The following is a 13185-nucleotide window of genomic DNA, read 5'->3' on the forward strand; positions in this document are numbered from 1 at the left end:
AGAAAACGCCCATCAACATCGCCGGAACGCCCACGAAAAAGTTCCGGCCACCGAATTGCAGTGCCCACGCGTTGAACCGCAGCGCGGTCCGTACTCGGGCCACGACGGGCCTGCGGACCCCGAGCTTGATGAGCGCCGCCTGCATATCTGCGGACTCTTTGTCTGCTCGCGTGAATGCTTTGCGCCGCCGTCGCGCCTTGAAGGCCCTTAACGGTCGTATGCGTTTCACCATGGCTGGAGGACCGCACCGCGTGCTGACAACCGGGGGCGTATCCGCCAGATACCTCCGGGGCCTCGTGCCACAACGTGCCAGTAGGGGCGGTACACAGCGGTCAACAAGGGACCTGCCGAAGCAGCCACGATCGCCCCGCCGACACGCATTCCTGCAGGTCAGACAGCATATGCACGGTCAAATGCCGGGTGATTCCCAAGCTCAGAGCGCGAGTTCGATTCTCGTCACCCGCTCCATGAAAAGCCCCAGGCCAGCGGTCGGGGGCTTCTTTGTTGTCCGGATGCCGGGCGGCACAGGGGAAGCCAGCCGAGGGCGGAGACAGGAAGCATGCTCTCCTGCTCACCCGCACGAGCCTTGCGATCACCGATCACCCGATGAGCAGTGTTCAGTCCGAGGAGGCCAGGGTTGGCTCGATAGGCACAATGACTCCTGCGATTCCCGTCAGCAACTTCTCCAGAGGTTGCTCCATCACCGCCACGATGAACGTAGCGTGCATAGCCATGGGAAACCTCATACGCCCCCGGGCATGGGCGGAACGATCACCAGGTATGCCAGTGTTGCCAGGCGCAAGGTCGACCTGGCTCATCACACTTCACGCGCTGATCAAGGAGCTGTCTGCCAACAAGAAGCCGGCCTCAAGCGATCATGTGCCACCACCTCGGACCGGTGGACTGGACCGGCACCAGCTTCAGCGGCTCGTCCGCACCGGACTGCTCTCTCACGAGGGGGCGACCCTTATGCCCAGTGCCGCTGCCGTCTCTTGGCATCAAAGTGGCGACCCTGCCGTGCTCGTGGAAGCGCTCCACTGCAACGTCAGGTTCGTGGGCGAAGCCATGGACGCCTTGTCCTCCGGGCCTCGTACACATGATCAGCTGCTGGGGCTGGCCCGCGAAGAGTTCGACCTGCAGTGGGACACCGCGGCTCCTGTGCGCGACCGCACGGGGTGGCTCGCTGTCACGGGAATGGTTGACCTCTTCGACCGTCAAGTCCACCTGACAGAAGCAGGCCGACGCGTCTTGGCGACCATCGAGCTGGGAAAGCCCGATCCCGACGAGACCGACACCGTCGTGCAGCTCGCCCCCACACCCGGAGCCATCGCCATGCTTGTCGAACAGCTCGACGAAACCGGCCTCAGAGGGAGGGCGGACGGCGCAAATCTCTATATTCCGGGAGTCGCTGCTAACGGCGGGGTGTTGGATGCACTGCAGGTACTCACCGAGGCGGCCATTCCGTCGGTCAGTGACGCGGACTTCGTGCGATTCGTACAGAGCACCTTCCCCAAGGCCCAAACTGTGGCCACGGCACGAACGGCCAAGGACACCCTGAAGGCGCTCGGGCTGATTCAGCGGACGTCATCCGAGAGCTGGACCGCCACGCCGGCTGCCCTTGCTTGGGTCGAGTCGGGCGAACCGCTGGACCTTGCACGCACTGTTCATTCCGCGATCGCATTCTTCGGTGAGGTACTGGGAGAACTTGGCCAGACGGTTCGACCCACGACCGGCACGCTTACGGAACGCAGTTCGCTTTACCTCCCCAACCGCGGGAAGCCTCTGTCCCGCAGCGCGGTCAATACCCGTCTGAATCTGCTGGATGCCTGTGGGCTCGTCACCCGGCTCTCGCAGACCACTTACCGTACGACGGCTCTTGGGCGAGCGTTCAAGGAGTCGCTGCCCTGCTTCCAGCCGAACGGCGCCGCGGGTCGCGCTCCGTCCGACGGAGCCACCGAAAACCACCACGGCGACAGCCCTTCCGGCACCACTCACCAATCCATTTCCCTGGGTTCGCACATCGCGGCGGTGCTGGAGGATGCCGCACGGGACAGCGCGAACCCCAAGCGCTTGGAGAAGGCCGCCGTCGTCGCGCTGGGCTACCTGGGCATGCCGGGCCAGCACGTGGGCGGCCCCGGAGCGGTGGACGGCCATGTGCGCTTCGGTGTCGGTACGGACTCGCGGATCCTGGCCATCGAGGCAAAGACTTCAGCCACTGGTCCGGTCAGGGATCAGCCGTTGTTCGGGTTGTCGGAGCATCGAGTGGGGATCGGGGCACATATTCACCTCCTCATCGGGCCGGGCTTCGAACGTCGCATGCTCAAGGAAGCCGACGACGATCCCGCCATCGCCGTGATCGATACCGGGCTGCTGGCCGAAGTCGTCCGTCGCCAGGAACAGACACCGCTCACCCTGACCCAACTAGCACCCCTCGTTGACCCAGCCCTGAAGGCAGCTCAGCGCGGCGACGCTCTGCGCGCGTACTGGGAGGCCCAGGACATGCGCAGCCGACTCGAGTACGCCCTGGTCGACATCTTGAATGCCGAAGCAGAGGACCCACTGGAGGAGGGTGGCTGGCTCGATCTCACGTCGATCCGACGCGAGCTTCGGACTCGTGGGTACCACGTCGACGAGGGCACGGTCGTGGAAGCCCTCGAATTCCTGACTTCTTCCCGGATCGGCGTAGTTCAACGCTCTGAGCAGCGCTACCGCTGCGCGGCCAGCGTCCACACAGCAGGGCAGCGCATCAGGGCACTCGGATACCAGTGGGTAGCAGCGACACAACCCCATCAGCAAACGCGCTCAAGAGACGAAGCTGCCCATGCATAGCTGGCCTCTCGAGCAGATTGGGTCGCTGGGCACTGCCCCGAAAGCTGGGTCTCTCGAACAGACTTGAATACCGAATATCCGCGCCAGACGCCTGATTATCAGCGGCTTCACGCCGAGCCCTCACAAGCTAGTCCAGGCCGGCCGCCGCCTCACGCCGCCGCTCGAAAGTCCGAGTACTGGTAGATGAGCGCGGCCCGTCCGGTCGACCGCCCCGCTCGCACCATCGTGTCCTTCAGCGTGGCACTGGACCGGCTTACCAGGGTGCAACCGGTGTGACGAAGACCGTAGAGGACGAAGCCGCTGGAGAGACCCACCTTCGAGCGAGTAGCGCGCCACTTACGCCCGAACGTGGAGCGCGGAACGGCTTGCCGTTCTCCCCCACGAAAGACAGTCCGTCCGGGCGCTTCTCAGCGTCGGCCCGCCTGCCGGAGTGCCGCGGAAGAAGCCCGTCTACATGAGATTGGGCAGGGCAAGCACGAGGGCGGTCGAGAGGCAGATGCTGAGGATGAACTTCCGCCACCTGAAAGGACGTCGTCGACCCCTGGCATCCACGAGCTGCGCGATCCAGGCAGCCAGGAGCACGCAGAGTGACCCTAGTGAGGCATGCCCGAGATGGCCGCCCTGCAGCGCCGTGGAGAGGTAGAAGACGCCCGCCATCTGAACAGCGACCGTAAGCACTACGACAGCCAGGACGATGCCAGCCTTCCTCTCGGCTTCCTCCTCCTCCGGCGTAACGATCCTGGCTCGCACGTATCGAGGCATCGCTCTCCAACCAAGTCGAGAACAGACCGTATTGGTGATCACGCACCCTATCGAGATCCACGCCGATGACCCCAACCATGCGCCATCACCCCTGGCACACGAAGCGCGCGCCTTGCCTGTCGACGGAGAGGCGGCCACGGTTCCTACAGGTCGCACCGCTCGTCGAGGCCGAAGAGGGGAGGCAACGTCGCGACGTGTGGCGCCCCATCCACATTGTGTGGCCAGTGTCACGGAGAGCGATGGGGCAGCAATACACAAGCCCTTGCGCGCATACTCCAGTATGCTTGCTATATGTCCTCAACGACTCGCATCACCGTCACGCTCCCCAGCGATCAGGTGGCGGAGCTCCGCAAGCTCACGGACAACGTCTCCAGCTATGTAGCGGAAGCCGTGGCCCGCCAGATCCGGCACCAGCTTCTGGGCGACGACCTTCGCCGGCACGAGGAAGAGCATGGAGACTTCAGCGACGAGGAGCTCGCCGAGGCCCACGCGAAGATCTTTGGCGCCGTCGGTTCCTCCAAGGGCGCGGACGCCGCGTGAGCGAGCGCATCGAAACCGTTGTCCTGGACTCGGAAGGACTCTCCGCCTGGATCACGCAGGATCGCAAGTTCCTCGCGATGTTGCAGGTCTTCCACGACATGGGAGCTGACCTCGTGATCGGGGCGAACACCATCGTGGAAGTCAGCCATTCCCGTACCAATATCCCCCGCCTGAACTGGGCCCTGTCCCGTATCAAGGTAGAACCGGTCACCGAGCGAGCAGCCAAAGCGGCAGCGGAGCTCCTCAAAGGCGCCGGGCTGCACGGACACAAGTACGCCATCGACGCAACGGTCGCCGAGGTAGCGCTCCGTCAGCCGAAACCCGTCGCCCTGCTGACGTCCGACAGCGACGACATGGCCAAGCTCTGCGGCAGCCAGGTCCGCATCATCCCTCTCTGACCCTCCAGCCCACCCGGAGCATGCACCTCGGCAGGTTCTGTTGCACTGCCGCCACCCGTGCCCCATCCGTGCCCAGCGGAGCGGACAACAGCGGTCATGTACGGCGCCCGGAGACCACTCCAACCTCGCACGTCTCGACCAAACATGCAGGTCAGTCCCCCTGATCCCTTTCGGGTACGCCTTGCTGGCGTGAAAACATGATCGCGGTGCCTGCCCGCCGACCCCGATGTCTCGTTGGGACGTTGAGCCCGTAGGTCAGTCTGGCGCCGGGACCGCAGAGGGGCCACGCACTGTTGCCTTCGAGCACGCCGGTCAGATTCTCGCTCCCCCAGCGGTCCCACGGGCAGGCGCCGTTCTGTTCGCGGACACGAGGACTGAGGGGAGCTGTCCATGGCCGAGGCCGAGGACCGTGAGGACGTCGAGGAGATCGAGCAGGCCGCCGAGCTGGTGGAACGCGTCGCCGCGATCGATATCGCCAAGGCGTCCGGGATGGTCTGCGTGCGGGTGCCGCACGAGGACAAGCCGGGCAAGCGCGTCCAGCGGGTCTTCAACACCGTCGCGACATCCGGCGCGATCCTGGAGCTGGCCGACCACCTGATCTGCCAGGGCGTCACCCGGGTGGTGATGGAAGCGACCTCGACATACTGGAAGCCGTACTTCTTCCTCCTCGAATCCCGAGGACTGGAGTGCTGGCTGGTCAACGCCCGGGACGTCAAGAACGTCCCCGGCCGGCCCAAGACCGACCGCCTGGACGCGGTCTGGCTGGCCAAGCTCACCGAACGCGGCATGCTCAGGCCCTCCTTCGTACCCCCGAAACCCATCCGTGAACTCCGCGATCTCACCCGGGCCCGGGCGGTGATGACGCACGAGCGCACCCGTCACAAGCAGCGAACCGAGAAGCTCCTCGAAGACGCCCAGATCAAGCTCTCCACCGTGATCGCCGACATCTTCGGCGTCTCCGGCCGGGCAATGCTCGAAGCACTCATCGCCGGGGAACGCAGCCCCAAGGCCCTCGCGGACCTGGCCCACGGCACCATCAAGGCCAGCCACGCCACCCTGGCCGAATCACTGACCGGCCGTTTCGAAGAACACCACGCCTTCATGTGCCGGATGCTGCTGGACACCGTCGACTACCTCACCGTGCAGATCGACAAGCTCACCGCCCGCATCACCCTGCGCCTGGCCGGACTGTCCACCACCGAGGACGACGAGGGCCCCGGACAGGGCACCCTCATACCGATCACCGACACCGAACGCCTCGACGAAATCCCCGGCATCGGACCGGGCACCGCGCAGGTGATCCTCGCCGAGACCGGCCTGGACATGAGCGTCTTCCCCACCGCCGGGCACCTGGTCTCCTGGGCGAAACTCTCCCCACGCACCATCCAGTCCGGCGGCAAGAACACCTCCGGACCCACCGGCAAGGGCAACCCCTGGCTCCGCGGGGCCCTCGGCGAAGCAGCGATCTCCGCCGCCCGCACCGACACCTTCCTCGGCGCCCGCTACCGCCGCATCGCCAAACGCCGCGGCCACATGAAAGCCCTGGTCGCCGTCGCCCGCTCCATCCTGGTCTCCGTCTGGCACCTCATGAGCGACCCCACCGCCCGCTACCGCGACCTCGGAGCCCACTTCCACACCCGCAACCTCGACCCCACCCGCAAGACCCGCGACCTCGTCCGCCAGCTCGCCGCCCTCGGCCACGACGTCACACTCACCCCGGCCGCCGCCTGACCGAACCCGCCGAAGCCCCCGCAAGCAGCCCCTCGACGTCACCGACCAGGGGCTACCTCGCCGTACCCGTCTCACCGTGGAGTTTTCCGGTCAGAGCCAATACGGCCGTTCAAGAACCGTTGATTCCCAAGCTCAGAGCGCGAGTTCGATTCTCGTCACCCGCTCTTCGGAAAAGGCCCAGGTCAACGACCGGGGTCTTTCTTGTTGTCTAGACCGGTCTTAAGCGTCGCGCACCACCTCCGCACCACCTTGACCGTCTTTCGGCTGCTCAGCGCCCTTCACCCGAGCGGCCCGGACCATGCGCTGCGGTGTAGAAACTGCACGCTCCGGGCGGCATCGCTCAACAATCTCGCGAGCAGTGCTCAGACTTCGCGTAGAGACGTCGGGCGAACGAGCCTAGGGCTGTTCCGTAACTGAAGGTCTCGTCGCCACTGATGTTCACCGCGACGACACTGCCGGCCTCGGCCGCGTCGAGGTCGACGATGTAGGGGCCCCCGCTCGACCCGACGCCCATGACGCAGGGGATCCGCAGCAGGGCACTACCGCGGTATTCGCGCGAATTTCCGCCTTCGCAGTGCAGGAGCCGGTTCGTGTACGGGTAGCCGAAGAAGTGGGTGCGAGTACCCGAATCAGCCGTGAACGAGATCCGCTGGACGCCGGTCACCTCGGAAATACTCCGTCCGTCGTCGCCGGAGTTCATCTCCAGCACGGCGACGTCCAGGCCCTCGTCCTGCCACTCCTCGGCCATCCGCACTCGGCGCACAGTGAAGCCGCCGTAGGGGCTCTTGCCGTCGTGGTAGCCAGGCACGAAGTAGAGCTGCTGGTCCCAGGTCGCCGACCGGGAGGGCTCTCCGGCATCCGACGTTCTGACACAGTGCGCGGCGGTTATCACCGTGTTCGTGCCGACCACAGTCGCCGTGCAGGCACCCAAGCCGCCCCCTGTGCCCTGGGCGTACAGGCGACCGACAGTACGGGCGATGACACCGCCCTCCGTCCATTCGGGCTGCACAGGGTCGCCAATGGCGTCCCCGCGGGCCACGTCCGCGATGCCCGTGCCGGTCCAGTACGTCTCTACCCGACTGCGATCCTGTTTCGTGATCGCTGCGTCATGAACAACGATCTCCGGCCCGGCCGTCGACACACCACCACCCCTGTGACTGCAGCCGACCGTTCCCAGCGTGATCAGCACGGCCGCGACCGCACTAGCCCACGCGCGTCTGTTCCCCATGCTCCTGCCCAGCAGGTTCATCGGTCTGTCCGCACCAGCCATAACAACCCCACAGGCCAAGCCCCTGATCCCCGTGACCTGGCGGCTGACGGATCTTGCACCACCAGCCCGTCCCCAGGCAAGGAATTCACAAGCTCACCCACCGTCGCCCCGCCACAAGAGGACGGTGTCTATGAACCCAGCACGACGAACAGCACGACTACGGGTGTCCCAGCTGTCCGACTGTCCGGTTAGCCTCGGGCTTTCACGTGGGTGGGTGTCCGAGGTGTGATCGGAAAAGCGAAGAGTGCTCCTGACCGGAAAACTCCACGGTGAGACGGGTACGGCGAGGTAGCCCCTGGTCGGTGAGGCCGGCGGTCGCTCGGCAACGATTGACGGACAAGACCGTACGCGGCTGACAGCGGTGTTACGGACCCCCGGGGTGCTGCGAGAGCCAATCCGGGTGGCACGCGCAGTGCATCCCGTTCGGCAGCGGTCGCGGCGATGACGTCGACCCCGCCGTCGTATGGGTGGAAAAGCCGTCCGAGACCCCTCGGCGCGGCTCCGCGCTCCCCAACGAACAGCAGCCCGGCCGGCGACACCGCGCCGCAGCGCTTTGTCAGGTGATGGTGACGACGCGCGCCCAGGGTGGCGGGGTGTCCGGGACGTAGTCGGGGTTCTCCTCTTCCGCAATGCGGACGGGACGGGGGAAGAGACCGACAACGGTGCGGCAGGGCGGCTGCGCGGCGGGCCACGGTGTCTGACCGTCAGTCAGAGCGACGATCACGTCCGGGCGGGGCCGGGAGCGGAGAGCCCGGGCGAAGCCGGAGCACAGATCCGTTCCCCCACCGCCGACCAGTTCGATGTTCTCGGCGCGGCAGAGCGGGACGGCGACCCCGGCCGCCGCGTCGCACGAGATCACCGAGACCAGGTCACGCCGCCCGCCCACCGCCCGCGAGATCGCCGCCACCTCCAGCAGCGCGCTGCCCAGCTCGGCGTCGCTCACCGACCCGGAGGTGTCGATCACGACGCAGACCCGGGGCGGCGTATGGCGCAGGCTCGGCAGCAGCACTCCGGGGACACTGGCCGAGCGCCGGGACGGACGCCGGTAGCTATGGTCCTCGCCCACCCCCGGGGCGCTTGCCGCGGAGCGGATCGCCGCCCCCAGCAACCGCCGCCACGGCTGCGGTGGATGGAACGCCTCGTCGGCTCACCGGCGCCATCCCTCCGGAGCGTCGCCCGGCCGGCCCCTGATCCCCTCGGCGACCCGGAAGCGGACCGCGTCCCGCTGCAGCTTGCTCAGCCCGTGTGCCCCGTCGGGCCCCAGCTCCCACGGTCGGCCCTGCCCGTCGGCACCACTGCCGCAGTCCAGCCAGGCCAGGTCCCCAGTGAGCCCTGACATCGACGCCGTCCGCAGGTACTCCTCCATCAACAGCCCGTCGGGCAGCCGCAGCAGAGAGGGCAGCACCGCCCCAGCAGGCAGGGGCAGACCGTCACCGTAGATGTCGTCGTTGATCTCGAAGTCGGCGGCGATGTTCCGCCGCAGCCGCGCGCCCGGCCCGTACTCCTCGTGCTCCCGCGCATACCGCTCGCCCCGCCCGTGGTGGTCCCGGAGCAGATGGGAGACCTCGTGCACCCAGACGCCCGCCAGTTCCTCCACCGGGGTGCGCGCCACGAAACCGGGGGAGACGTAGCAGCGCCAGTGTGCGTCCACCGCCATCGTCGGCACCGACCGGTCCTCCACCACGTGCAACGCGAAGAGTGCGCTTGCCAGGTAGGGACGGACCTTCACCGCGTGCAGCCGGGCGGCCAGCAGTTTCTCCCTGTCCAGCGCCAGTCCGGGCGGGCCGTACGGCGTGCCGGAGCCGGCCGGTGGCGTCGGCACGGCGGCCCGCACCGGGCGCGGCGGCGCGGGCCGGGCCATCGGGCGCGGCAGAGGGTGCTTCGCGCCCCCCGTCATCGGCGTACCCTCGTCGCACGCCGGGCCTCGGCCGCCGCTGCGACCCGCCCCACCGACCGGTCCGCCTGTCGGGCGAGACCGATCACCCCGGCCAGCCGCTCCACCGCCGCCGGCACCTCCCAGTCGTCGCGCCGCAGCGAGGCCAGCGCCGTCGCGGGGGCGACCAGCAGGTCCGGGGCGCCGGTCTCCAGCGCCCGGACCAGCACCGCCCAGCCCGCCTCCCATCGCGCCCGCTCGGGCCGCGCCCCGACGGCGGCCACCACCGCCTCCAGCGCAGCCTGACGCAGATCGCCCCGCACCGGCAGCTCGGCGGAGGCCGGATCGGCAAGCAGCGACTCCGGGTCCGGCAGGTCCATCCGGTCCAGATGGGCGAGGAGTTCGAGCCCCGGCCCGTCCCCCACGGTGCCCCGCACCAGCAGCGCCAGCACCTCCCGGGAGACGGAGGCCGCCGTGCCGAAGGCGAGCAGGGCCAACGCGGCCTCCCAACTCCGGGGCGAGGGCCAGGCACCGCCGCGCCGTACCTCCGTGCTCGGCAGCCGGTGGATCAGCGTCGGCCGGGCTTCCAGGAATCCGCAGACTGCGCGCCGGGCGAAAGCCACCGCCTCCGGCAACCGCTCCGGCACCAGCCGGGGCAGCTCCGCCCGGGGCCAGACCCCACCCAGCCCGCGCACCACCACCTCCCGGTCGTGCACCCAGTACAGATGCACGAACCGGTTGGCCAGCGGCGGGCTCAGCTCCCACCCGTCCGCCGCCGACGCACTCGGATTGGCCGCAGCCACGATCCGTACCTCCGGCGGCAGTTGCAGTGCACCGACCCTCCGCTCCAGGACGACCCGGAGCAGCGCGGCCTGGACGGCTGGTGTGGCGGTGGAGAGTTCGTCCAGGAAGAGCAGCCCCCGCCCGGCCCGCACCAGTTCCACGGCCCACTGCGGCGGCGCCATCGGCACCCCCTGCACCGCCGGGTCGTCGCCGACGATGGGCAGCCCTGAGAAGTCGGTCGGCTCGTGGACGCTGGCGATCACGGTCGTCAGCGGCAAGTTGAGGGACGCGGCGAGCTGCGTCAGGGCCGCGGTCTTGCCGATGCCCGGCTCACCCCAGAGCAGCACGGGCAGGTCGGCCGCGACGGCCAGGGTGAGGGCTTCGAGCTGCTCGTCGGGGCGCGGCTCGGTGGTGGTCGTGCGCAGGAGGGCCAGGAGGTCGTCGGCGACGGCGAGTTGGGTGCCGGTTCCGGATGCGCCGGCGGGGGCGGGCGCGGGCACACCGACAGGGGCAGGGGCGGGCACACCGACGGCCTGGACCGAGGCGGGCAGGAGGGTACTGGAGGTCATGGGCATCACCTTGGGTGGGATAAGGGAACGGGACGACCCGTCCCGGATGTCGTGGGCGTGCCGCGCGCAATGCGCAGTGCGAGCACGGGACTCGGGTAAAGCAGCCGGTCAGCTGGTACTCAGGTTCAAACCGGTACGGGGCCGGGCCCGGCTGCTCTGCTTGAGGCGCATCGCGGGAGGCGTACGGCGGTCGAGTCGGGGGCGGTGGCCCGCCTCCGCGTGCCTCAGGTCCGAGGCCTTTCCGCCCGCTACCGAACCGGCACCGGGGTGCACGGCGACCAACCCCGAGCGGAAGAGCCCGTGGTCGATGCGGCGGGCCGCAGCCGACTCCAGCTCCTCCCGCAGCGGCCCATCGCGCAGGACCGCACCGGGACCGAGCAGCCTCTCGACCACGGCCAGGGCCCCAGCGACGTCGCCATGGCCCAGCCGCTCCCGGACCGCAGGCAGTGCCTCCGGGTCACGGTGCACCTCGTCGATGGCACGCAGGCAGGGCAGCGCGGGCCCGCCGAGCGCCACCAGCAGCTCCTCCCGGCGCAGTTGTGCCGGGTCGTGATCGATCGCCGTAAGTGTCCCGTCCCGCAGCTCTATCCGGTGGACCTCACCCCGGCACTCCACCCGGTGTGGATCACCGGGCCGGGGGACGGGGCCGGTCGCCGGTCCCGAGCTGGACGACGCCTCTGAGCCGAACGCCGCCAGTGCTGTGGCGACGAGCGGATGCAGCCGATCGGTCGCGACCAGCCCGGCCCGCAGCAGCTCCAGATCCGGAAGGACCCGGGCCGCCACCTCCGGCAGCACCGGAAGCGCCGCAACCTCCTGCGGCGGCAGCACCTCCCGCAGCGGCCGGAACGTCGGGGCATGGCTGTCGTCGGGGGCGACGAGTTCGAGCACGGCGCGGCTCCGCGTACCGAGCCGCACGGTGAAGGCTCCGCGAGGGCAACCCTCGGCCTGCAACAGCAACTCCGCCTCGGCAGCCCAACTTGCCCACTCCCACGAGGAATCGTGGACGGCGGGCCGATCCGGCAAGTCCGGCACGTCTGGCCGAGCGGGTGCGTGGGGCCGGTCGGGCGGCACCAGGGATGGTGCCGCGCCCGCACCGCTCCGCACCGCCAGTTCGCCGCTCCGCTCGGAGTCCCAGAGATGCCGGTGCAGGTCGAGCCGGAAACGCGGGTTGGGATGCGGATGCGGATGCGGAAGGCGTCCTGGGCCGTTCCCGGACTCCTCCCACAGAGCCAGGGATATCCTCTGCCCGGCGTCCGCCCAGGCCGGCGGTGTCCGCACCACCAGCTGCAGCGGCGTGGCGCCGGAACTCCGGTAACGGGCCAGGGAGATGGTGAGGCCGGCGCGGAGCCGCCCGTCGGGGGCGATCCGGGGCATGTGCCAGCGGAGCAGATCCGGAGCCAGGCGGCGCAAATCTGCACGAAGGTGGGTGACAAGATCGGTGCCGTGGCGGTCACGCACGGCGCGCAGATCGATATCGATGTCGACCCGGGCGGCGGCGCATGCCCCGGCCCAGTCGCCAACCGCACGCCGTGCGGTCGCAGTCTCGATCATGGACGGTGGCACGGCGTACTCGCGCACGCGATGCCACATCAACAGGTGGGCCGGAATCGGATTCGCGAAGTGATGTGCCATCAGCACTCACCTTGCGCGAACGATTCCCCCGATCCGTACGAGGAGTAGTTCTTCATCCCCGGCATCATAAGCACCACGATGAGGATCTGTCAGTCCCGCTCGACCGCCCGTCGACCTTCCTCGACGCATGCCGCAACTCCCGGAGTCGCGTGGCGAGTACCGCCCTCGCCGCCCGTTACGGACAGCGCGGACCGGCATGGAGGGAAAGAGCAGCGGCCGAGCCCGAGCCCTGCACGGTGGCGGACCGGACGCGCACAACGCACATTTTCCCGGCCCCGCGGTGCGGGCCATTTGTCGTCCGCGGCAAACAACCCGACCGGGCCATGACGTGCAGTCGGAGCGGTAAACAGCGGTCACCAGCAGCACCTACAAGGCAACCCAAACTACTCTTGGATCGACTGTTTCAGCAGCTCAGAGGCCTTACGGCAGCCCAGTGCCGGTTGATTCCCAAGCTCAGAGCGCGAGTTCGATTCTCGTCACCCGCTCCATGGTTTGAAACTCAAAGCCCCAGGCCAACGGCCGGGGGCTTCTTTGTTGTCCGGGCCATATCCGGCACCCCGCACCGGACCCGCATCTGGATGGCGCACCCTTGGCCTCGGCTCGGGCAGCGAACGGCGACAGCCTCCAGCGGGCCACCTCGACCAGGGGGCGTCCTCGCAGTCACTCACGGAGGGTGCGGGCTGCCATACGCCCCCACCTCGAAGGCGAGAACCACAGCGTCAAGACGTCAACGCCTTCACGCCGCGGCTGCCAGCCTGTCAGCGCCCGCCGGCCCCGAAAGATCTTGGTAACGCTGCC

General features: G+C 68.3%; 8 protein-coding genes and 2 pseudogenes. 4 read left to right on the forward strand and 6 right to left on the reverse strand.

The window, feature by feature from the left end:
- Nucleotides 1–1053: 1053 nt before the first annotated feature.
- Entirely contained in the window at nucleotides 1054–2829 is a 1776-nt protein-coding gene (locus OG936_RS16100) for a hypothetical protein (RefSeq protein WP_406495476.1), read from the forward strand.
- A gap of 130 nt (nucleotides 2830–2959) precedes the next feature.
- On the opposite strand, the pseudogene OG936_RS16105 reads toward OG936_RS16100, so the two are convergent.
- Together OG936_RS16105 and OG936_RS16110 are read right to left on the reverse strand one after the other, a co-directional pair.
- Nucleotides 2960–3241: pseudogene (locus OG936_RS16105) on the reverse strand (site-specific integrase); the annotation flags it as partial.
- 38 nt (nucleotides 3242–3279) lie between these two features.
- Entirely contained in the window at nucleotides 3280–3579 is a 300-nt protein-coding gene (locus tag OG936_RS16110) for a hypothetical protein (protein WP_406500783.1), read from the reverse strand.
- A gap of 303 nt (nucleotides 3580–3882) precedes the next feature.
- Between OG936_RS16110 and OG936_RS16115 the strand changes: the two genes are divergently transcribed.
- The 3 genes from OG936_RS16115 to OG936_RS16125 all read left to right on the forward strand — a co-directional run bounded on the left by OG936_RS16115 (nucleotide 3883) and on the right by OG936_RS16125 (nucleotide 6260).
- On the forward strand, nucleotides 3883–4131 hold the full coding sequence (locus OG936_RS16115) for a hypothetical protein (protein ID WP_402005391.1): 249 nt from the start codon (nucleotides 3883–3885) through the stop codon (nucleotides 4129–4131).
- On the forward strand, nucleotides 4128–4529 hold the full coding sequence (locus tag OG936_RS16120) for a PIN domain-containing protein (RefSeq protein WP_402510230.1): 402 nt from the start codon (nucleotides 4128–4130) through the stop codon (nucleotides 4527–4529). Before OG936_RS16115 ends, OG936_RS16120 begins: the two co-directional genes overlap by 4 nt.
- Before the next feature lie 390 nt (nucleotides 4530–4919).
- Nucleotides 4920–6260 (forward strand): IS110 family transposase, encoded by a 1341-nt coding sequence (locus OG936_RS16125; protein WP_406491871.1) that lies wholly within the window; start codon nucleotides 4920–4922, stop codon nucleotides 6258–6260.
- 340 nt (nucleotides 6261–6600) lie between these two features.
- Here the strand turns inward: OG936_RS16125 and OG936_RS16130 are convergent, their stop codons facing one another.
- The 4 genes and pseudogenes from OG936_RS16130 to OG936_RS16145 form a co-directional block, all read right to left on the reverse strand.
- The gene (locus tag OG936_RS16130; protein ID WP_406495479.1) at nucleotides 6601–7488 is read right to left on the reverse strand and encodes a trypsin-like serine peptidase; all 888 of its coding nucleotides are present in this window, start codon (nucleotides 7486–7488) and stop codon (nucleotides 6601–6603) included.
- A gap of 598 nt (nucleotides 7489–8086) precedes the next feature.
- Nucleotides 8087–9391 (reverse strand): annotated as a pseudogene (locus OG936_RS16135) (DUF2201 family putative metallopeptidase).
- A gap of 32 nt (nucleotides 9392–9423) precedes the next feature.
- Nucleotides 9424–10755, reverse strand: coding sequence for an AAA family ATPase (locus OG936_RS16140; protein ID WP_406495480.1), 1332 nt, complete (start codon nucleotides 10753–10755; stop codon nucleotides 9424–9426).
- 108 nt (nucleotides 10756–10863) lie between these two features.
- Complete coding sequence (locus tag OG936_RS16145; protein WP_406495482.1) at nucleotides 10864–12387, reverse strand: hypothetical protein; 1524 nt, start codon at nucleotides 12385–12387, stop codon at nucleotides 10864–10866.
- Between the last annotated feature and the right edge of the window lie 798 nt (nucleotides 12388–13185).

The organism is Streptomyces sp. NBC_00846, assembly GCF_045207325.1.
GTDB lineage: Bacteria > Actinomycetota > Actinomycetes > Streptomycetales > Streptomycetaceae > Streptomyces.

What these genes read in the sequence shown, in the direction of transcription:
- OG936_RS16145 (WP_406495482.1), bottom strand. Translation starts at nt 12,387, where the DNA reads ATGGCACATCACTTCGCGAATCCGATTCCGGCCCACCTGTTGATGTGG.
- OG936_RS16130 (WP_406495479.1), bottom strand. Translation starts at nt 7,488, where the DNA reads ATGGGGAACAGACGCGCGTGGGCTAGTGCGGTCGCGGCCGTGCTGATC.
- OG936_RS16125 (WP_406491871.1), top strand. Translation starts at nt 4,920, where the DNA reads ATGGCCGAGGCCGAGGACCGTGAGGACGTCGAGGAGATCGAGCAGGCC.
- OG936_RS16140 (WP_406495480.1), bottom strand. Translation starts at nt 10,755, where the DNA reads ATGACCTCCAGTACCCTCCTGCCCGCCTCGGTCCAGGCCGTCGGTGTG.
- OG936_RS16115 (WP_402005391.1), top strand. Translation starts at nt 3,883, where the DNA reads ATGTCCTCAACGACTCGCATCACCGTCACGCTCCCCAGCGATCAGGTG.